The 18,502-nt window shown below is 70.0% G+C and carries 23 protein-coding genes; 3 read left to right on the top strand and 20 right to left on the bottom strand.

Annotated features, from left to right (window positions below):
* Positions 1 to 539: 539 nt before the first annotated feature.
* Together ABZ385_RS13510 and ABZ385_RS13515 are read right to left on the bottom strand one after the other, a co-directional pair.
* Complete coding sequence (locus ABZ385_RS13510; protein ID WP_358577417.1) at positions 540 to 1,979, bottom strand: NAD(P)H-hydrate dehydratase; 1,440 nt, start codon at positions 1,977 to 1,979, stop codon at positions 540 to 542.
* Positions 1,980 to 2,087: 108 nt separating this feature from the next.
* Positions 2,088 to 2,456, bottom strand: coding sequence for a holo-ACP synthase (locus tag ABZ385_RS13515; protein ID WP_358577414.1), 369 nt, complete (start codon positions 2,454 to 2,456; stop codon positions 2,088 to 2,090).
* A gap of 103 nt (positions 2,457 to 2,559) precedes the next feature.
* On the opposite strand from ABZ385_RS13515, the gene coaA reads away from it, so the two are divergent.
* Positions 2,560 to 3,558 carry a type I pantothenate kinase gene (gene coaA, locus ABZ385_RS13520; RefSeq protein ID WP_358577412.1) on the top strand — a complete coding sequence of 333 codons (999 nt, stop codon included), beginning with the start codon at positions 2,560 to 2,562 and terminating at the stop codon, positions 3,556 to 3,558.
* Between the two features lie 38 nt (positions 3,559 to 3,596).
* Positions 3,597 to 4,544 carry a DUF389 domain-containing protein gene (locus ABZ385_RS13525; RefSeq protein ID WP_358577409.1) on the top strand — a complete coding sequence of 316 codons (948 nt, stop codon included), beginning with the start codon at positions 3,597 to 3,599 and terminating at the stop codon, positions 4,542 to 4,544.
* On the opposite strand, the gene glmM is transcribed toward ABZ385_RS13525, so the two are convergent.
* From glmM to ABZ385_RS13545, 4 genes are all read right to left on the bottom strand, one after another.
* The gene (gene glmM, locus ABZ385_RS13530; protein WP_358911411.1) at positions 4,541 to 5,899 is read right to left on the bottom strand and encodes a phosphoglucosamine mutase; all 1,359 of its coding nucleotides are present in this window, start codon (positions 5,897 to 5,899) and stop codon (positions 4,541 to 4,543) included. The genes ABZ385_RS13525 and glmM overlap by 4 nt on opposite strands.
* Positions 5,900 to 5,992: 93 nt before the next feature.
* Positions 5,993 to 6,514, bottom strand: a complete 522-nt coding sequence (rpsI, locus tag ABZ385_RS13535) for a 30S ribosomal protein S9 (RefSeq protein ID WP_358577405.1) — start codon at positions 6,512 to 6,514, stop codon at positions 5,993 to 5,995.
* Positions 6,515 to 6,556: 42 nt separating this feature from the next.
* Complete coding sequence (rplM, locus tag ABZ385_RS13540; RefSeq protein ID WP_076684960.1) at positions 6,557 to 7,000, bottom strand: 50S ribosomal protein L13; 444 nt, start codon at positions 6,998 to 7,000, stop codon at positions 6,557 to 6,559.
* A gap of 244 nt (positions 7,001 to 7,244) precedes the next feature.
* The gene (locus tag ABZ385_RS13545; protein WP_358911413.1) at positions 7,245 to 8,456 is read right to left on the bottom strand and encodes a glycosyltransferase family 87 protein; all 1,212 of its coding nucleotides are present in this window, start codon (positions 8,454 to 8,456) and stop codon (positions 7,245 to 7,247) included.
* A 74-nt stretch (positions 8,457 to 8,530) separates the two neighbouring features.
* On the opposite strand from ABZ385_RS13545, the gene ABZ385_RS13550 reads away from it, so the two are divergent.
* The gene (locus ABZ385_RS13550) at positions 8,531 to 9,397 is read left to right on the top strand and encodes a hypothetical protein (RefSeq protein ID WP_358577401.1); all 867 of its coding nucleotides are present in this window, start codon (positions 8,531 to 8,533) and stop codon (positions 9,395 to 9,397) included.
* A gap of 16 nt (positions 9,398 to 9,413) precedes the next feature.
* Here ABZ385_RS13550 and truA read toward each other — a convergent pair whose 3' ends face one another.
* The 14 genes from truA to rplR all read right to left on the bottom strand — a co-directional run bounded on the left by truA (position 9,414) and on the right by rplR (position 18,501).
* Complete coding sequence (gene truA / locus ABZ385_RS13555) at positions 9,414 to 10,268, bottom strand: tRNA pseudouridine(38-40) synthase TruA (RefSeq protein WP_358577400.1); 855 nt, start codon at positions 10,266 to 10,268, stop codon at positions 9,414 to 9,416.
* Positions 10,269 to 10,348: 80 nt separating this feature from the next.
* A complete protein-coding gene (gene rplQ, locus ABZ385_RS13560) occupies positions 10,349 to 10,849 on the bottom strand; it encodes a 50S ribosomal protein L17 (RefSeq protein ID WP_358696075.1) in 501 nt (166 codons plus the stop codon).
* A gap of 80 nt (positions 10,850 to 10,929) precedes the next feature.
* Positions 10,930 to 11,952: a DNA-directed RNA polymerase subunit alpha gene (locus ABZ385_RS13565; RefSeq protein WP_016645160.1), complete on the bottom strand. Its 1,023-nt coding sequence runs from the start codon at positions 11,950 to 11,952 to the stop codon at positions 10,930 to 10,932.
* A gap of 116 nt (positions 11,953 to 12,068) precedes the next feature.
* Positions 12,069 to 12,473, bottom strand: coding sequence for a 30S ribosomal protein S11 (gene rpsK / locus ABZ385_RS13570; protein WP_003956432.1), 405 nt, complete (start codon positions 12,471 to 12,473; stop codon positions 12,069 to 12,071).
* A gap of 65 nt (positions 12,474 to 12,538) precedes the next feature.
* Entirely contained in the window at positions 12,539 to 12,919 is a 381-nt protein-coding gene (gene rpsM, locus ABZ385_RS13575; protein ID WP_127912744.1) for a 30S ribosomal protein S13, read from the bottom strand.
* A gap of 207 nt (positions 12,920 to 13,126) precedes the next feature.
* Positions 13,127 to 13,240, bottom strand: coding sequence for a 50S ribosomal protein L36 (gene rpmJ, locus ABZ385_RS13580; RefSeq protein ID WP_003974245.1), 114 nt, complete (start codon positions 13,238 to 13,240; stop codon positions 13,127 to 13,129).
* A gap of 58 nt (positions 13,241 to 13,298) precedes the next feature.
* A complete protein-coding gene (gene infA / locus ABZ385_RS13585; protein WP_003948620.1) occupies positions 13,299 to 13,520 on the bottom strand; it encodes a translation initiation factor IF-1 in 222 nt (73 codons plus the stop codon).
* A gap of 154 nt (positions 13,521 to 13,674) precedes the next feature.
* The gene (gene map, locus ABZ385_RS13590; RefSeq protein ID WP_358577395.1) at positions 13,675 to 14,514 is read right to left on the bottom strand and encodes a type I methionyl aminopeptidase; all 840 of its coding nucleotides are present in this window, start codon (positions 14,512 to 14,514) and stop codon (positions 13,675 to 13,677) included.
* A gap of 120 nt (positions 14,515 to 14,634) precedes the next feature.
* Positions 14,635 to 15,288: an adenylate kinase gene (locus ABZ385_RS13595; protein WP_358577393.1), complete on the bottom strand. Its 654-nt coding sequence runs from the start codon at positions 15,286 to 15,288 to the stop codon at positions 14,635 to 14,637.
* Positions 15,288 to 16,601, bottom strand: a complete 1,314-nt coding sequence (gene secY, locus ABZ385_RS13600) for a preprotein translocase subunit SecY (protein WP_358577391.1) — start codon at positions 16,599 to 16,601, stop codon at positions 15,288 to 15,290. Before secY ends, ABZ385_RS13595 begins: the two co-directional genes overlap by 1 nt.
* A gap of 227 nt (positions 16,602 to 16,828) precedes the next feature.
* Positions 16,829 to 17,284: a 50S ribosomal protein L15 gene (gene rplO, locus ABZ385_RS13605; protein ID WP_062775150.1), complete on the bottom strand. Its 456-nt coding sequence runs from the start codon at positions 17,282 to 17,284 to the stop codon at positions 16,829 to 16,831.
* A 1-nt stretch (position 17,285) separates the two neighbouring features.
* Complete coding sequence (gene rpmD, locus ABZ385_RS13610) at positions 17,286 to 17,468, bottom strand: 50S ribosomal protein L30 (protein ID WP_005481207.1); 183 nt, start codon at positions 17,466 to 17,468, stop codon at positions 17,286 to 17,288.
* Positions 17,468 to 18,076 carry a 30S ribosomal protein S5 gene (gene rpsE / locus ABZ385_RS13615; RefSeq protein ID WP_007384078.1) on the bottom strand — a complete coding sequence of 203 codons (609 nt, stop codon included), beginning with the start codon at positions 18,074 to 18,076 and terminating at the stop codon, positions 17,468 to 17,470. Before rpsE ends, rpmD begins: the two co-directional genes overlap by 1 nt.
* A 41-nt stretch (positions 18,077 to 18,117) precedes the next feature.
* Positions 18,118 to 18,501, bottom strand: coding sequence for a 50S ribosomal protein L18 (gene rplR, locus ABZ385_RS13620; RefSeq protein ID WP_127912613.1), 384 nt, complete (start codon positions 18,499 to 18,501; stop codon positions 18,118 to 18,120).
* Position 18,502: the final 1 nt, after the last annotated feature.

Raw genomic sequence — 18,502 nt, forward strand, 5'->3', positions numbered from 1 at the left:
CGCTCCCCCACCGTCCGAGCCCACCCCACCTGCCGCGTCCCGAGCCGATCACCCACCGCCACCGCCCGGCCCGATCAGCCGCCTGCCACCGCTCGGCCCGGTCAGCCGCCTGCCGCCACTGGGCCGGTCACCGCACCCACCACAGCCCGGCCCAGCACCCACCCGCTCCGGTCACCCGAGAGCCAGCGCTCAGCCAGTCACGCGCCTGCCGCCACTGGGCCGGTCACCGCACCCACCACAGCCGCCCGGCCGGGCACCCACACGTCACCACTCCACCCAGTGCCCCGTCCGCCGCCGCCCGGCCCGGTCACCCGGCAGCCGCCGCCCGAGCAGCGGCCCGAAAACTGCGGCCCACCCGTCACCACCCGCCACCGCCCGAGCCAGCGGCCCCACCCGCCACCGCCCGGCCCGGTCACCCATCCGCCACCGCCGGAGCCAGTTACCCCGTCCGCCACCGCCCGCCCCAGTCACCCCGCAGCCGCCGCCCGAGCCAGTGACCCGAAAGCTGCGGCCCGCCCGCCACGTCGCCGCCCCCCCCATCAGTCCCCCCGGCACACGTCCCGCCAGGCCGTCGGGATGGCGGCGGCCACGTCGTGGGCGGCCACCGGTGCGCCGTTCGCGGCGTGGCGGGCCGCGAGGCCGTGCAGGTAGGCGCCCACCGAGCCGGCGTCCCGGGCGTCCAGTCCCGCCGCGAGCAGGGAGCCGGCGAGCCCGGACAGCACGTCGCCGCTGCCCGCCGTGGCGAGCCACGGGGTGCCCGTGGGGTTGACGCGTACGGCGCCCTCGGCCGAGGCGACCAACGTGGTGGACCCCTTCAGCAGCACGGTCGCCCCGAAGCGCCCCGCCAGTTCCCGCACGGCGGCGAGCCGCGCCGTCTCCACTTCCTCGCGGCGGACGCCGAGGAGGGCGGCGGCCTCCCCGGCGTGCGGCGTGAGCAGCGTCGGCGCGCGCCGGGCCCGGACCTCCCGCTCCTCGGCCAGCCGCAGGCCATCGGCGTCGATGAGGAGCGGCACGTCCGCGCCGATCACGTCCCGCAGCCGCTCCCCGTCGTCCCCGAGCCCAGGTCCCACGGCCCAGGCCTGCACCCGCCCGGCCTTCGACGGCGGCCCCGCGGAGACCAGCGTCTCGGGGTAGCGGGCGAGCACGGCGTCCGCGGCGGGCCCCACGTACCGCACCGCGCCCGCGCCGCCGCGCAGCGCACCGGCCACGCAGAGCACGGCGGCGCCCGGGTACCGCCCGGAACCGGCCACGACGCCGACGACACCGCGCCGGTACTTGTCGCTCTCCCCGCTCGGCCGCGGCAGCAGCCCCGCCACGTCGACGTACTGCAGGGCCTCCGCCGCCCGCTCCCGCGCCGGCAGCTCCAGACCGATGTCGACCAGCCGCACCGCACCGGCGTACTCGCGCCCCGGGTCGATCAGCAGCCCCGGCTTGTGCGTCCCGAACGTCACCGTCACATCGGCGCGCACCGCCTCTCCGCGCACCTCGCCCGTGTCGGCGTCGACGCCGCTCGGCAGGTCCACGGCGACGACCACGGCGTCCCGCGCGACGGCTCCCACGAGGCGGGCGGCACGCTCCCGGAGCCCGCCGCGCCCGCCGATCCCGACGATGCCGTCCACGACGAGCCGGGCCCGCGCGACGACGCCCTCGGCCCTGTCCTCGTCCGCGCCCACGACCGCACCGCCGGCCGCGCGCAGGGCGGCGAGCCCGCCGGGGTGGGTCCGCTCCGGGGCGAGCAGCACCGCGCTGACCCCCGCGCCGCGCCGGGCCAGCCGGGCCCCCGCGTAGAGGGCGTCACCGCCGTTGTCCCCACTGCCCACGAGCAGCGTGACCCGGGCCCCGTACACCTTGCCGAGCAGCCGGGCGCACTCGGCGGCCAGCCCGGCCGCCGCCCGCTGCATCAGCGCCCCCTCGGGCCCCCGCCCCATGGCCGCACGCTCGGCAGCCCGGACACTCTCCACGCCATAAGCACTACGCATCCCCCCAGTCTGCCCCTGCCCCGCCGGGCCATCACGGCGAGAGAGAGGGAGAGGGAGGGGCGGGGGAAGCACCTCCGCCGAAACCTCACGCGGCGGTGCGTCCCGAGGTCATCCCTCCGCCACCACCACCGCCGAGGCCACCCCCGCGTCGTGGCTCAACGACACGTGCCAGGACCGCACCCCCAGCTCGGCGGCGCGCGCCGCGACCGTCCCCCGCACCCGCACCCGCGGCTGCCCGCTCCCCTCCACGTACACCTCGGCGTCGGTCCAGCGCAGCCCGCCCGGCGCCCCCAGCGCCTTGGCCAGCGCCTCCTTCGCCGCGAAGCGGGCCGCGAGCGAGGCCACCCCGCGCCGCTCCCCGCTCGGCAGCAGCAACTCACTGTCCAGGAACAGCCGTTCGGCCATGCCCGGCGTCCGGGCCAACGCGGCCCCGAACCGCTCGATCTCGGCCACATCGATGCCGACCCCGATAATCACCGGCTCACTCACCCCAGAAATCGCCCGGAAAACAACGGCTCAGCGTGACACACCCCACCACTCGGCCACCCCACGGCCGTTCAAACAGCCGTAACAATGGACTGTGATCTCTTCGGTCTCCGCGCCAGACAAGGCGCAGCGGAGCGCCCACCGGCACAAGCCGGAGGCGACTCCCTACCTCGACCTGACCCGCGCCGAGTGGAGCGCCCTGCGGGAGAAGACGCCCCTGCCCCTGACGGCGGAGGAGGTGGAGAAGCTGCGCGGCCTCGGGGACGTCATCGACCTGGACGAGGTCCGCGACATCTACCTCCCGCTCTCCCGCCTGCTGAACCTCTACGTCGGCGCGACGGACGGCCTGCGCGGAGCCCTCAACACCTTCCTCGGCGAGAAGCGCTCCCAGTCCGGCACCCCCTTCGTGATAGGGGTCGCCGGCTCCGTGGCCGTCGGCAAGTCGACCGTCGCCCGCCTCCTGCAGGCCCTGCTCTCGCGCTGGCCGGAACACCCCCGCGTCGAACTCGTCACGACCGACGGCTTCCTGCTGCCGACCAAGGAGCTCCAGGCCCGCGGCCTGATGTCCCGCAAGGGCTTCCCCGAGTCGTACGACCGCCGCGCCCTCACCCGTTTCGTGGCGGACATCAAGGCGGGCAAGGAGGAGGTCACCGCCCCCGTCTACTCCCACCTGATATACGACATCGTGCCGGGCAGGCGCCTCGCGGTGCACCGGCCCGACATCCTCATCGTGGAGGGCCTGAACGTCCTGCAGCCCGCCCTGCCCGGCAAGGACGGCCGCACCCGCGTGGGCCTCGCGGACTACTTCGACTTCAGCGTGTACGTCGACGCCCGCACCGAGGACATCGAGCGCTGGTACCTGAACCGCTTCAAGAAGCTGCGCGACACGGCCTTCCAGGACCCCTCCTCCTACTTCCGCAGGTACACGCAGGTGTCGGAGGAGGAGGCCCTGGACTACGCCCGCACCACCTGGCGCACGATCAACAAGCCGAACCTCCTGGAGAACGTGGCGCCCACCCGCGGCCGGGCCGCCCTGGTGCTGCGCAAGGGCCCCGACCACAAGGTCCAGCGCCTGAGCCTGCGCAAACTCTGAAGGACCCGGCCGCTCGAACGGCCGACTACTCTGCTCGGATGCTGCACCTGCGCCTGATCTCCCCCGAGGACAAGACCGACGACGTGCTGCGCCTGATCGAGGCGACGACCGGCACCACGCACCTCGCCGTCGTCCCGGGCGCGGCCCGCGACCCGAAGGGCGACGTCATCATGTGCGACGTCGCCCGGGAGGCGGGCGACGAGCTGATCGGCGGCCTGCGCGCGCTGGACCTCGACAAGTGCGGCTCGATCGCGGTCGAGACCATCGACCTCTCGCTCTCCGAGCGCGCCACCAGGGCCGAGGACGACGCGCCGGGCGAGGGGGCGGACGCGGTGCTGTGGGAGCAGCTGTCCGACGCGACCCACGAGGAGTCGACGCTCTCGGTCACCTACGTCGCGTTCATCACGCTCGCCACGATGATCGCGGCCTGCGGTGTCGTGCTGGACAACGCGATCCTGATCGTGGGCGCGATGGCCGTCGGCCCGGAGTTCGGACCCCTCGCCGGTTTCTGCACGGCGCTGGTGCGGCGGGCCCCGAAGCTGGCGCTGCGCTCACTGATCGCGCTGCTCGTGGGCTTCCTGGTGGCGATGCTGGTGACGGTCGGGTTCAGCTACTTCATGGACGCCATGAACCTGTTCAGCGACGAGGCCCTGAAGTCGGAGCGTCCGAACACGAACTTCATCTACCGCCCGGACTGGTTCTCGTTCGTCGTGGCGGTCCTCGCCGGCGCGGCGGGCACGCTCTCGCTCACCTCGGCCAAGTCGGGCGCCCTGGTGGGAGTGGCGATCTCCGTGACGACGGTCCCCGCGGCGGCGAACGCCGCGGTCGCCTTCAGCTACAGCGAGTACAAGCAGGCGTGGGGCTCCACCGAGCAGCTCCTGCTCAACCTCGTCGGCATCGTCCTCGCCGGTACGCTCACGCTGCTGACCCAGAAAGCCCTCTGGGCCGGCCAGCGCGAACGTACCGCCAAAGCACGGCGCCTCTAGCCGAGCGCCGACTTCACCGCGTCGGCGAGCCGCTCGGCCACGGACCGCGCCTGCTCGATGTCGGCGGCCTCGACCATGACCCGCACCAGCGGCTCGGTCCCCGAGGGGCGCAGCAGCACCCGGCCCGTGGAGCCCAGCTCGCGCTCGGCGTCGCTGACGGCGCCGGCCAGTTCCGCCGAGGTCTTCACGCGGGACCTGTCGACGTCCGGCACATTGATGAGCACCTGCGGCAGGCGCTCCATGACGCCGGCGAGGTCGGCCAGCGTACGGCCGGTCTCGGCGACCCGCGCCGCGAGGAGCAGGCCGGTCAGGGTGCCGTCGCCGGTGGTGGCGTGGTCCAGGACGATCACGTGCCCGGACTGCTCGCCGCCGAGGGCGAAGCCGTGCTCCTTCATCGCCTCCAGGACGTACCGGTCGCCGACGCCGGTCTGCACCAGGGACAGGCCCTGGGCCTCCATGGCCAGCTTGAAGCCGAGGTTCGACATGACGGTGGCGACAACGGTGTCGTGACGCAGTGTGCCGTGCTCGCGCATGGCGAGGGCCAGCACGGCGAGGATCTGGTCGCCGTCGACCTCCGCGCCGGTGTGGTCCACGGCCAGGCAGCGGTCCGCGTCCCCGTCGTGCGCGATGCCGAAGTCGGCCTTGTGCTCGACGACGGCGGCCTTCAGCAGGCCCAGGTGGGTCGAGCCGCAGCCGTCGTTGATGTTCAGGCCGTCGGGCTGCGCGCCGATGGTGATGATCTCGGCACCGGCGCGCATGAACGCCTCCGGGGAGACCCGGGCGGCGGCGCCGTGCGCCTCGTCCAGGACGATCTTCAGTCCGTCGAGGCGGTTGGGCAGGACACCGAGCAGATGCGCGATGTACTGGTCGAGGCCCTGGTCGTAGGAGGTCACGCGGCCGACACCGGAGCCGGTCGGGCGCTGCCAGGGCGCGCCGGTGCGGTGCTCCTCATACACGGCCTCGATGCGGTCCTCCAGCTCGTCGGCGAGCTTGTGGCCGCCGCGGGCGAAGAACTTGATGCCGTTGTCCGGCATGGCGTTGTGGCTGGCGGAGAGCATCACGCCGAGGTCGGCGCCCAGCGCACCGGTGAGATGCGCCACCGCCGGGGTGGGCAGCACACCGACGCGCAGGACGTCCACGCCCGCGCTCGCGAGGCCCGCGACCACCGCGGCCTCCAGGAACTCCCCGGACGCGCGCGGATCCCGCCCGACCACCGCGACCGGGCGATGGCCTTCAAAGGTGCCCGCCTCGGCCAGTACGTGTGCCGCCGCCACGGAGAGTCCGAGCGCGAGCTCGGCCGTCAGATCCGCGTTGGCGACACCACGCACGCCGTCCGTGCCGAAGAGTCGTCCCACTGCTGTCCTCCGAACGTTCGTTCCTGATAGACGAACGCCCCGGCAGCACGGTGAGTGCCGCCGGGGCGAACGAGAAGTACGAGCAGGCAGCGATTAGCGCTTGCTGTACTGCGGGGCCTTGCGGGCCTTCTTCAGACCGGCCTTCTTGCGCTCGACCGCACGGTCGTCACGCTTGAGGTAACCGGCCTTCTTGAGGGCGGCGCGGTTGTTGTCGACGTCGGCCTCGTTCAGCGCGCGGGCGACACCGAGACGGAGCGCACCGGCCTGACCGGAGACGCCGCCACCCGAGATGCGGGCGATGACGTCGTAGCGGTTGTCGAGTTCGAGCACCTTGAAGGGCTCGTTGACTTCCTGCTGGTGGACCTTGTTCGGGAAGTAGTCCTCGAGCGTGCGCCCGTTGACCTTCCACTTGCCGGTGCCCGGGACGATCCGGACGCGGGCGATGGCGTTCTTGCGACGGCCCAGGCCGGCGGCCGGCTGCGGGTCGCCGAAGCGCGCCGGGTTCGACTCCGAGGTGTACTCGCCCTCAAGCGGCGCCTCGGACTCGGTGGTGTACTGCTCGACGTCAGCGATCTCGGTCTCTTCGACCGGCTGCTCAACGGTGGTCTCGGCCACGATGCTCCTCAGATTCTTTTTCGTCTTTGGGGGTGGCCGGAACTACTGCGCGACCTGGGTGATCTCGAACGGGACCGGCTGCTGAGCGCCGTGCGGGTGCTGGTCGCCCGCGTAGACCTTCAGCTTCGAGAGCATCTGACGGCCCAGGGTGTTCTTGGGGAGCATGCCCTTGACGGCCTTCTCGACGGCCTTCTCGGGGCTCTTCGCAAGCAGCTCGTCGTAGCGGACGGAACGCAGACCACCCGGGTAGCCGGAGTGGCGGTACGCCATCTTCTGGGTCTTCTTGTTGCCGGAGAGGTGCACCTTCTCCGCGTTGATGATGATGACGAAGTCACCGGTGTCAACGTGGGGGGCGTAGATCGGCTTGTGCTTGCCACGCAGCAGGGTGGCAGCGGTGGTCGCCAGACGGCCGAGGACGATGTCCCGGGCGTCGATGACGTGCCACTGGCGGGTCACATCGCCGGGCTTGGGGCTGTACGTACGCACTTAGTAGCCTTCGCTTCTTCAGTGGATGGGGTCCAGACACACGGCACCCAGGAAGCGATCATGCAGCTGGGGCACACAATGCCGGGGACGCTGCCCGTATGCGAGCCACTGGTAACTGCTCCAGGGAACCTACGTAAGGGCCCTTTCGCGTGAGATCGAGGACACCAATACGTATCAATCCCCGAGAGTACCCGCGCCGCCCCGTACCGGTCAAAACGCGGCTCTGAAGACCGGAACCGACGACTCACACACCACGGACAGGTCTGCACTCATCAGAGTAGCGGTCCGCCCGCTCCACCCCGCACCGACCGCTCAGCGCCCCCACCCCCACCGCACACGCCCGCCCGACCGTGACCGCGAGCAGACAGAGCGTCGCCGCGTCCTTGAAGGCGCGCCGCGTCATGGGTTCGAGCCAGGGCCAGGCGAACCCCGGGACCTGCGGCACCAGCGCCACCCAGAACCACGGACTGCGCGCCGCCGCCCCCGCCCGCAGCGCGCCCGCGAGCAGCAGCGGCACCACGACGAGCAGGTAGTGGTCGTAGGAGGGCCGGGAGACGAGAAAGGCCGAAAGCATCAGCATCGTGGCGCACTCCACCACCCGCGAGGGCCCCGCGTCGCCCCTCCCCCAGCGCCGCCACGCACACCACACCCCGGCCGCCGCCGCACAGCCCGCGAGCAGCGTCGCCGCCGTCTGCGGCACCCCGACCCGCGTGAGCACCGCCGAGGGCGATGCCTCGTAGAGGCGTACGAAGGCGTCGTCACCGCGCAGCAGGAAGGGCAGGGTCCGGGTGAAGAACCCGGCGGGGTCCGGCAGCACGAGCGCCGCCGCGAGCGACACCCCCGCGGGCACGCCGAGCGCGACCCCGAGCGCCCGCCGGCGCCCCGCGAAGACGAAGAGGAGCACGACGGGCACCAGCAGCGGCTTCACCGCGACGGCGGCGCCGATGACGAGCCCGGCCGCCGTCCACCGCCCCCGGCACACGCACAGCAGGGCGAGCGGCAGCGCGGCCGCCGACGCCACCGTCCAGTTCCCGAGCTGGACGAGGTGCCCGAAGGGGGCGAAGCCGAGGGCGAGCCCCAGCAGGCCGTACACCGCGAACCGGCTGCGCCAGGACACCCCGTGCACCCGCAGGGCGCACGCCCAGCCGGCGACCAGCCCGGCGGTGACGCCGGCGGGCACCAGGAAGCGGACCACGGCGGTGGGCAGCAGGGCCTGGGGCACGGCGGCGAGCACGGCGCCCGGCAGATAGAGGAAGTGCCGGTCGGCGTAGGGCGAGCGGCCGTGGATCCACGTCTCGGCGGCCCGCACCACGATGGCGTTGTCCATCCCGCCGTCCGGCGCCCGCAGCCCCACCCGCACGACCCCGGCGAGCAGCACGAGCGCGAGCACGGCCCGGGCATGCCGCCCGGCGGGCCGCGACAACCATCCGACAACAGCCGTTTCGCCCGTATTCATACGCCTCAGGCTAGGGCGGGAACCCCGCGCGACCCCCGCTCAACATCCCGGGTCGCCCGTCTAAGATGCGCCCCATGAGCTTTGGGCAAGGGGGGCCTCAGTGGGGCCAGGGCGGCACGGGCGGCTTCGGCGGGGGACCCACGCCCGACTGGGCGGCGCTCGCCGAAGCCTCCGAGGCACGCGCCCGGCGCCGCAGATGGCTGATGATCGGCGGTGGGGCGCTCGCCACGATCGCGGTCGCGGCCGCCGTGGCGATCACCGTCGTCTCGGCGAACAGCGACGACGCCACCGCCTCGAACAAGCCCGCCAGTGAGCTGCCGGCGACGGCGGAGATCCCCGGCGCGAGCGACGACCCCGGTCCGACGTTCAAGGAGACCACGCCGCCGCCCCCGCCGGACCCCAAGGACTTCATCGCCAGCGCGAAGAAGGACAAGGCGCCGCTCAGCCCCGAGGGCCTCTTCCCCGGCAGGACGTACACCTCGGGCGAGACCGTCTACAAGAAGGGCCGGACCGACAGCACGGACAAGTGCGCGTCCGTCACGCAGCCCGCCCTCGGCGCCCTCCTCACCGCCAACGACTGCACCCGCCTGATCCGCGTCAGCTACGTCAAGGGCGGCCTCGCCGTCACCATCGGCGTCGCCGTCTTCGACACCTCCGCCGAGGCCACGAAGGTGATAAAGCAGGTGAAGAACGGCCTGGTCACGGCGCTGCCCGGCAAGGGCGTGCCGAACTTCTGCCAGACGGGCGTGTGCCGTGGGACGTACCACTCCTACGGCCGCTACGCCTACTTCACCACCACGGGCTACCCCAGCGGCAAGAGCGTCACGACCGCCGACCGCAAGGCGTACGCCGTCGGCGACACCATGGCCCGTTTCGCCTTCCGCCAGATCGACCAGCGGGGCCGGGCCCAGGCGTCCGCCGCGGCGGCGGCCCCCGAGTAAGGCGGCGGCCGCCGGCTCAGCAGCAGCCGGCGCCGGGCAGCGTCCGCTTGTTGCGGGCCTCCTTGTTGCGGGCGGCCAGCAGCTCGTCGGCCGGATAGCCGACCTCTTCGAGGGTGAGCCCGTGCGGCCGCACCACGTGCACGGCGGAGTCCCGCACGCCCGCTTGGAGCACCTCGCCGGGCCACTCCACGGGCCGGTGCCCGTCCCCCACGAACAGCATGGCGCCGACCAGCGAGCGCACCATGTTGTGGCAGAACGCGTCGGCCCGCACGGTGGCCTCCAGGATGCCGTCGGGCCGCCGCTCCCAGCGCAGCTCCTGCAGCGTGCGGATGGTCGTGGCGCCCTCGCGGCGCTTGCAGTACGCGGCGAAGTCGTGCTCGCCGATCAGCCGTTCGGCGGCGGCGTTCATCGCATCCGGGTCCAGCTCCCAGTCGTGCCACAGCACATGGCCGCGCAGCAGCGGGTCGACGCCGCCGGGGTGGTCGGTCACGCGGTAGGCGTACCGCCGCCAGACGGCGGAGAAGCGCGCGTTGAACCCCGCGGGCGCCTCGGCCACCTTCCACACCCGCACGTCGTGCGGCAGCCGTCCCGCGAGCCGCCGCAGCAGCTTGTCGCGGTGCTCGTCCCACACGGCCTCGGGCAGGTCGACGTGGGCCACCTGGCCCCGCGCGTGCACCCCGCTGTCGGTCCGCCCGGCCACGGTCAGCTCGTACGTCTGCTCGGAGCGCGTCACGGTCCGCAGCGCGGCCTCTATCTCCCCCTGCACGGTCCGCTGGCCCTGGCGCTGCTTGGCCCAGCCGGAGAAGTCCCGGCCGTCATAGGACAGGTCCAACCGCACCCGTACGAACCCGGGCTCTGCTTCGTCACTCACTCGTGGATCCTCTCAGGCAACAAAAAAGCGGGCCCGCCCCGGCAGGGGGCGGGCCCGCGACGCCCTGAAGGGCAGAACGCTTACGCGTCCTTCGACTCCTCGGCCGGAGCCTCGGCGGCCTCGTCGGCCTTCGCCGTGTCGGCCTTGGCGTCGGCGGCCTCGGCGTCCTTGGCGGAGCGCTTCGTGGCGGCCTCGGCCTCACCGGTGGCCTCCTGGGCCACGGTCAGGGCCTCCACCAGCTCGATGATCGCCATGGGCGCGTTGTCGCCACGACGGTTACCGATCTTGGTGATACGGGTGTAGCCACCCGGGCGGTTCTCGTAGCGCGGGCCGATCTCCGTGAAGAGCGTGTGCACGATGCTCTTGTCGGTGATGACGGACAGCACCTGGCGGCGGTTGTGAAGGTCACCCTTCTTCGCCTTGGTGACCAGACGCTCCGCGTACGGACGCAGGCGACGGGCCTTCGCCTCGGTGGTGGTGATGCGGCCGTACTCGAAGAGCTGCTTGGCGAGGTTCGCCAGCAGAAGCTTCTCGTGCGCGGCGCTGCCGCCCAGACGGGCACCCTTGGCAGGCTTCGGCATGGTGTTTCTCCTAGTGATCTGCCCCGGCCGTATCAGGTACCGGGGTCAGGGCCCCGCGGGCGGACGCCCGCGGGCAGTCATCAGTACTGCTCGGTCTCCACGAAACCGGCGTCCGCGTCGTCGTCGGCGCCGAAGGCGTCGGCGGCGGCGGTCGGGTCGAATCCGGGCGGGCTGTCCTTGAGGGCCAGACCCATGCCGTTGAGCTTCATCTTGACCTCGTCGATCGACTTCGCACCGAAGTTGCGAATGTCGAGCAGGTCCGCCTCGGAGCGGGCCACGAGCTCGCCCACCGAGTGGATGCCCTCGCGCTTGAGGCAGTTGTACGACCGAACGGTGAGCTCCAGCTCCTCGATCGGCAGCGCCAGATCGGCGGCCAGGGCGGCGTCCGTCGGGGACGGGCCCATGTCGATGCCCTCGGCGTCGATGTTGAGCTCGCGCGCCAGACCGAACAGCTCGACCAGGGTCTTGCCGGCGGACGCCATGGCGTCACGCGGGCGCATGGCCTGCTTGGTCTCGACGTCGACGATCAGCTTGTCGAAGTCGGTGCGCTGCTCGACACGGGTCGCCTCGACCTTGTACGTGACCTTGAGCACCGGCGAGTAGATCGAGTCGACCGGGATGCGCCCGATCTCCTGACCGACCTGCTTGTTCTGGACGGCGGAGACGTAGCCGCGACCGCGCTCGACGGTCAGCTCCATCTCCAGCTTGCCCTTGCCGTTGAGCGTGGCGAGGACGAGGTCGGGGTTGTGCACCTCGACACCGGCCGGGGGCGCGATGTCGGCGGCGGTGACCAGACCCGGGCCCTGCTTGCGCAGGTACATCACGACCGGCTCGTCGTGCTCCGAGGAGACGACCAGCTGCTTGATGTTCAGGATGAGGTCGGTGACGTCCTCCTTGACGCCCGGCACGGTGGTGAACTCGTGCAGGACACCGTCGATGCGGATGGACGTGACGGCCGCACCCGGGATCGAGGAGAGGAGCGTACGGCGCAGGGAGTTGCCGAGGGTGTAGCCGAAGCCCGGCTCCAGCGGCTCGATCACGAACCGGGAGCGGAATTCGTCGACGACCTCTTCGGTCAACGAGGGGCGCTGAGCAATCAGCATGTCGCGTTCCTTCAGTCAGGGGCACCCACTATTTGATGCCCTGAATTCACTACAAGGGTACGGGCGGCACGCCTCCGAAGAGCCGTACCGCCCGGAACCTCAAGAACTGCCGTGCGTCAGACGCGGCGGCGCTTGGGCGGACGGCAGCCGTTGTGCGGCGTGGGCGTCACGTCCTGGATCGAGCCGACCTCGAGACCGGTCGCCTGGAGCGAACGGATGGCGGTCTCGCGACCGGAACCCGGGCCCTTGACGAAGACGTCGACCTTGCGCATGCCGTGCTCCTGCGCGCGACGGGCAGCCGACTCGGCGGCCATCTGCGCGGCGAACGGCGTGGACTTGCGCGAGCCCTTGAAGCCGACGTGGCCGGCGGAGGCCCACGAGATCACGTTGCCGCTCGGGTCCGTGATGGACACGATCGTGTTGTTGAACGTGCTCTTGATGTGAGCGTGCCCGTGGGCAACGTTCTTCTTTTCCTTGCGGCGCACCTTCTTGGCAGCGCCCTGACGACCCTTGGGGGGCATCTATAACTCCTACGGGAGGTGGTCGGTCCTGCAGCGACAGCTGTCGATAGACCGCTGAGCGAGGACTACTTCTTGCCCGGCTTCTTCTTACCGGCGATGGCGCGACGCGGGCCCTTGCGGGTGCGGGCGTTCGTGCTGGTGCGCTGACCGCGGACGGGCAGGCCACGACGGTGGCGCAGACCCTGGTAGCAGCCGATCTCGACCTTGCGACGGATGTCGGCCTGGATCTCGCGACGGAGGTCACCCTCGGTCTTGATGTTGGCGTCCACGTACTCGCGGATCTTGACGAGGTCTTCCTCGGTCAGGTCGCGGACGCGGGTGTTGCGGTCCACCTCGGTGGCGTCCAGCGTCTGCTGGGCCAGCGTGCGGCCGATGCCGAACACGTAGGTGAGGGCGACCTCGATGCGCTTGTCGCGCGGGAGGTCAACGCCTTCAACGCGTGCCATTCATGGCTCCTGTTGATTCTTCGGAGGTCTTCAGCAGAACCACTCCCAACGGCCGTCCCCTTTTCACTGGAAAAGGGTTGGTACCTGCTGGGTCCCCGGCCTCCGACCGGGGGTGTCGCCCTCCACCACCAAAGGAACTGAAGAGGGACGGGTCCTGCATATGTGCTTACTTGCGTCGCGCGAAAATCTGCGAACTGCAGTCGTGCGTCAGCCCTGGCGCTGCTTGTGGCGCGGGTTGTCGCAGATGACCATGACCCGGCCGTGACGGCGGATCACCCTGCACTTGTCGCAGATCTTCTTGACGCTCGGCTTGACCTTCATTGGGTGAGGTTCTCCGGGTCAGTGCCACCACCCCGCGCGAGCGGGATGCGGGCAAGATCTACTTGTACCGGTAGACGATCCGGCCACGCGTCAGGTCGTACGGAGACAGCTCCACCACGACCCGGTCGTCAGGGAGGATGCGGATGTAGTGCATACGCATCTTGCCGCTGATGTGTGCCAGGACCTGGTGGCCGTTCTGGAGCTCCACCTTGAACATGGCGTTCGGAAGAGACTCGACGACAGTGCCTTCGATCTCGATGGCACCTTGCTTCTTGGCCACGCTTCGCCCTTCGAATCGACTACCTTGATCGACTACGCGCTCCGTATGCAGACACACGGATGCACGAGAGCCGACGCGTCAGTCTACGTCAGGGCTCTCGGAAAGACGAATCGAGAGAGTCTGCCCCATCGCGTAGATCGTTAAGCAGCGGGGGTCAGGACGCCAGCGGGTCCGGCGCCACGGTGACCCCGTACTCCGCCAGCTTCGCCTTGCCGCAGTCGGGGGCCGTCAGCACCAGCGGGCCCTCCTCCGTCAGCGCGACGGAGTGCTCCCAGTGCGAGGACCAGGTGCCGTCCGTGGTGATGACGGTCCAGTCGTCCTCCAGAACCTCCGTGCGCGGGGTGCCGAGGGAGACCATCGGCTCGATCGCGAGGCAGAGGCCGGGCACCAGCTTGGGGCCCTTGCCGCGGCGGCGCTCGACGTAGTTCAGGAGGTGGGGGTCCATGTGCATCTCGGTGCCGATGCCGTGGCCGCCGTAGTCCTCGACGATGCCGTACTTGCCGCCGCCCGGCTTGGGCTGGCGGCGGATGTACGTCTCGATGGCCCGGGAGATGTCCACCAGGCGGTTGCCCTGCTTCATCGCCGCGATCCCGGCCCACATCGACTCCTCGGTCACCCGGGAGAGCTCGACCAGCTCCGGGGCGTGACCGGTGCCGACGAAGGCGGTGTAGGCCGCGTCGCCGTGCCAGCCGTCGATGATCGCGCCGGCGTCGATGGAGATGATGTCGCCGTCCTTGAGGACGGTCTTGTCGTCCGGGATGCCGTGCACGACGACCTCGTTCACGGAGGTGCAGATCGTCGCGGGGAAGCCGCCGTAACCGAGGAAGTTGGACTTCGCGCCGTGCTCGGCGATCACCTTGCGGGCGACCTCGTCCAGGTCCTTCGTGGTGGCCCCGGGCACCGCGGCCTCGCGGGTCGCCGCGTGCACGGCGGCGACGACAAGGCCCGCCTCACGCATCTTCGCGATCTGCTCGGGGGTCTTGATCTGCACCATGGGGCTTCCGCTCTCCGTCATCCGTCGACAAACCGGCTACGCACACACGAACCGGGTACGTAGACAACAGTACGGCCGCGGTCCCCCGACAGGGCACCGCGGCCGAAACAGCGTACTGAACTACTTGTCGCCCTTGAGGGCGTCCATCGCGCGCCTGGTGACCTCGTCCACCTTGCCGAGCGCCGAGATCGTGACGACCAGGCCCTGGCCCTTGTAGTGGTCGATGATCGGCTCGGTCTCGCGGTGGTACACGTCGAGACGCTTGCGCACGGTCTCTTCCTTGTCGTCGCCGCGCTGGTACAGCTCGCCGCCGCAGACGTCGCAGACGCCTTCTCGCTCCGGCTTGCTGTACGTCACGTGGAAGACATGGCTGGAGTCGTTGCGGCAGATGCGACGGCCCGCGATGCGCTTGACGACCTCGTCCTCGGGGACCTCCAGGTCCAGGACGGCGTCGAGCTTCTGCCCGTCGGCCTTCAGCGCCTCGTCGAGCGCCTCGGCCTGCGACACGTTCCGCGGGAAGCCGTCGAGCAGGAAGCCGCCCTCGGCGTCCGACTGGGCCATGCGGTCCTTCGCCATGCCGATCGTCACCTCGTCGGGCACGAGGTTGCCGGCGTCCATGTACGCCTTCGCCTGCTTGCCCAGCTCCGTGCCCTGGCTGATGTTGGCACGGAAGAGGTCGCCCGTGGAGATGTGCGGGATCGACAGGTTCTTGGCGAGGAACGCGGCCTGCGTTCCCTTGCCCGCACCGGGCGGCCCGACGAGGACGATTCGCATCAGCGGAGGAACCCTTCGTAATTGCGCTGCTGGAGCTGGCTCTCGATCTGCTTCACGGTTTCCAGACCCACACCCACGATGATGAGGATGCTCGTCCCGCCGAACGGGAAGTTCTGGTTCGCCTGGAAGCCCACCAACGCCATCGTCGGCACAAGAGCGATCAGACCCAAGTACAGCGAACCCGGCCACGTGATCCGGTTGAGTACGTAGCTCAGGTACTCAGCGGTCGGGCGGCCAGCCCGGATGCCCGGGATGAAGCCACCATACTTCTTCATGTTGTCGGCGACTTCCTCGGGGTTGAAGGAGATCGCGACGTAGAAGAAGGCGAAGAAGACGATCAGGATGAAGTACGTGGCGATGTAGATCGGGTGGTCACCCTTGGTCAGGTTTGCCTCGATCCACGTCTTCCATCCCGAGGTGCCGCCCGCGAACTGGGCGACCAGCGCCGGAATGTAGAGCAACGAGGAGGCGAAGATCACAGGGATGATGCCCGCCTGATTGACCTTCAGCGGAATGTACGTCGACGTACCGCCGTAGGACCTGCGGCCGATCATGCGCTTCGCGTACTGGACGGGAATGCGCCGCTGCGCCTGCTCGACGAAGACCACCAGGCCGACCATGACGAGACCGACCGCGATGACCGTGCCGAACTCGATCCAGCCGTCCGCCAGGTCGCCCTGCTCCTTGATGGCCCACAGGGCGCTCGGGAAGGTCGCGGCGATCGAGATGAACATCAGGATCGACATGCCGTTGCCGATGCCCCGGTCGCTGATCAGCTCACCGAGCCACATCACGCAGGCGGTGCCGGCGGTCATCGTGATGACCATCGTGATGGTGACGAAGATCGACTGGTCCGGAACGATCTCGCTGGCGACGGGGCAGCCCTGGAAGAGGGCGCCGGTGCGGGCGGTGGCCACCAGGCCCGTGCCCTGCAGGATCGCGAGCGCGATGGTCAGATAGCGCGTGTACTGCGTGATCTTCGCCGTGCCGGCCTGGCCCTCCTTCTTGAGGGCCTCCAGTCGCGGGATCACCACGGTCAGCAGCTGCAGAATGATGCTCGCCGTGATGTACGGCATGATGCCGAGCGCGAAGATCGTGATCTGCAGCAGCGCGCCGCCGCTCATCATGTTGACGAGACCGAACAGGCCCTGGTTCTGACCGGCGTTGTCGACACAGGCCTGGACGTTCTTGTAGTTGACCCCGGGGATGGGCATATGCGTGCCCAGCCGGTAGATCACGATGATGCCGAGCGTGAAGAGCAGCTTCTTGCGCAGGTCGGGCGTCTTGAACGCCCGGGCGAACGCGGTGAGCACGGTGCCTCCTGCGACCCCCGCGCGCGTGCGTCAGAGGTGGTGGTCTTGAGGTTCGACGAATACGTATCAGTCAACAAAACCGTGCGGGCAGACCGCACGGAGCTTAGACAGTGCACGCCACCTTACCGGCGACCGTGCCCCCCTTGGAACGACCAACCGGGGATGCCCCTTTTGTGGGGCATCCCCGGCTGGGAATCGCTCATGTCATCGACACGTCTGAGGGAAAATCAGACGAGCTCGGTGACGGTACCGCCCGCGGCGGTGATCTTCTCCTTGGCGGAGCCGGAGACGGCGTCGACCGTCACCTGCAGCGCCACGGTGAGCTCACCCTGGCCGAGCACCTTGACGAGGCTGTTCTTGCGAACGGCACCCTTGGCGACGAGACCCTCGACGGTGACCTCGCCACCCTCGGGGTACAGCGCGCTCAGCTTGTCGAGGTTCACGACCTGGAACTCGGTCTTGAACGGGTTCTTGAAGCCCTTGAGCTTCGGGAGACGCATGTGGAGGGGCATCTGGCCACCCTCGAAGCGCTCCGGAACCTGGTAACGGGCCTTGGTGCCCTTGGTACCACGACCAGCGGTCTTACCCTTGGACGCCTCACCACGACCCACACGGGTCTTGGCGGTCTTGGCGCCCGGGGCGGGCCGGAGGTTGTGGACCTTCAGCGGGTTCTGCTCCGCCATGTCAGTCGACCTCCTCAACCGTCACGAGGTGGCGGACGGTGTGCACCATTCCGCGGAACTCGGGGCGGTCCTCCTTGACGACCTGCGTGTTGATGCCCTTGAGACCAAGGGAACGCAGGGTGTCGCGGTGGTTCTGCTTGCTGCCGATGTACGACTTCGTCTGCGTGATCTTGAGCTGTGCCATTACGCAGCACCAGCCCCGGCACGCGCCCGCAGCAGAGCCGCGGGAGCGACGTCCTCGAGGGGCAGACCACGGCGAGCCGCGATCTCCTCGGGACGCTGCAGACCCTTGAGGGCCGCCACGGTCGCGTGCACGATGTTGATCGCGTTCGACGAACCGAGCGACTTCGACAGGATGTCGTGAACGCCGGCGCACTCGAGCACGGCGCGCACCGGGCCACCGGCGATAACACCGGTACCGGGGGAAGCAGGCTTCAGCAGGACGACGCCCGCCGCCTTCTCGCCCGTGATCGGGTGCGGGATGGTGCCCTGGATACGGGGGACCTTGAAGAAGTGCTTCTTGGCCTCCTCAACACCCTTGGCGATGGCGGCCGGCACCTCCTTGGCCTTGCCGTAACCGACACCCACGGTGCCGTCACCATCGCCCACCACGACCAGCGCGGTGAAGCTGAAGCGACGACCACCCTTCACAACCTTGGCGACGCGGTTGATCGCGACAACGCGCTCAACGTACGCGGTCTTCTCGGCGGCAGCAGCGCCACCGTCGCGACCCTTCCGGTCCCGCCGCTCGCCGCCACCGGCACCGCCACCGCGGCGCTGGGGTCCAGCCATTGGAATTACCTCTCTCTGTTTCCGCTAGCTACGGAACCGACTCAGAACTTGAGTCCGGCTTCGCGGGCGGCGTCCGCCAGGGCGGCGATGCGCCCGGCGTACTGGTTACCACCACGGTCGAACACGACAGTCTCGACACCGGCGGCCTTGGCGCGCTCGGCGACCAGGGCGCCGACCGACTTGGCGGCCGCGGACTTGTCGCCCTCGGCGCCGCGGATCGTGCTGTCCAGGGTCGACGCCGACGCCAGGGTGTGACCCTTGATGTCGTCGATGACCTGGGCCACGATGTGGCGGTTGGAGCGCGTCACGACCAGGCGCGGACGCTCAGCCGTACCCGAGATGTGCTTACGGATGCGGATGTGACGACGCTTGATGGCAGCACGCTTGTAAGCGTCGCCCTTAGCAATCTTGACACCGTATGCCATG

It is taken from the genome of Streptomyces sp. NPDC005898 (assembly GCF_040629635.1).
In the GTDB taxonomy this organism is placed as follows: domain Bacteria; phylum Actinomycetota; class Actinomycetes; order Streptomycetales; family Streptomycetaceae; genus Streptomyces.

Excerpts from the sequence above, each read along its gene's own strand:
- ABZ385_RS13525 (WP_358577409.1), top strand. The coding sequence starts at position 3,597 with ATGCTGCACCTGCGCCTGATCTCCCCCGAGGACAAGACCGACGACGTG.
- rpmJ (WP_003974245.1), bottom strand. The coding sequence starts at position 13,240 with ATGAAGGTCAAGCCGAGCGTCAAGAAGATCTGCGACAAGTGCAGGGTG.
- ABZ385_RS13565 (WP_016645160.1), bottom strand. The coding sequence starts at position 11,952 with ATGCTGATTGCTCAGCGCCCCTCGTTGACCGAAGAGGTCGTCGACGAA.
- ABZ385_RS13595 (WP_358577393.1), bottom strand. The coding sequence starts at position 15,288 with ATGCGAATCGTCCTCGTCGGGCCGCCCGGTGCGGGCAAGGGAACGCAG.
- rplQ (WP_358696075.1), bottom strand. The coding sequence starts at position 10,849 with ATGCCGAAGCCTGCCAAGGGTGCCCGTCTGGGCGGCAGCGCCGCGCAC.
- rpsK (WP_003956432.1), bottom strand. The coding sequence starts at position 12,473 with ATGCCCCCCAAGGGTCGTCAGGGCGCTGCCAAGAAGGTGCGCCGCAAG.
- rplO (WP_062775150.1), bottom strand. The coding sequence starts at position 17,284 with ATGGCGGAGCAGAACCCGCTGAAGGTCCACAACCTCCGGCCCGCCCCG.
- rpsM (WP_127912744.1), bottom strand. The coding sequence starts at position 12,919 with ATGGCACGCGTTGAAGGCGTTGACCTCCCGCGCGACAAGCGCATCGAG.
- rpsE (WP_007384078.1), bottom strand. The coding sequence starts at position 18,076 with ATGGCTGGACCCCAGCGCCGCGGTGGCGGTGCCGGTGGCGGCGAGCGG.
- rpmD (WP_005481207.1), bottom strand. The coding sequence starts at position 17,468 with ATGGCACAGCTCAAGATCACGCAGACGAAGTCGTACATCGGCAGCAAG.
- map (WP_358577395.1), bottom strand. The coding sequence starts at position 14,514 with ATGGTGCAGATCAAGACCCCCGAGCAGATCGCGAAGATGCGTGAGGCG.
- ABZ385_RS13550 (WP_358577401.1), top strand. The coding sequence starts at position 8,531 with ATGAGCTTTGGGCAAGGGGGGCCTCAGTGGGGCCAGGGCGGCACGGGC.
- rplR (WP_127912613.1), bottom strand. The coding sequence starts at position 18,501 with ATGGCATACGGTGTCAAGATTGCTAAGGGCGACGCTTACAAGCGTGCT.
- ABZ385_RS13545 (WP_358911413.1), bottom strand. The coding sequence starts at position 8,456 with ATGAATACGGGCGAAACGGCTGTTGTCGGATGGTTGTCGCGGCCCGCC.
- ABZ385_RS13510 (WP_358577417.1), bottom strand. The coding sequence starts at position 1,979 with ATGCGTAGTGCTTATGGCGTGGAGAGTGTCCGGGCTGCCGAGCGTGCG.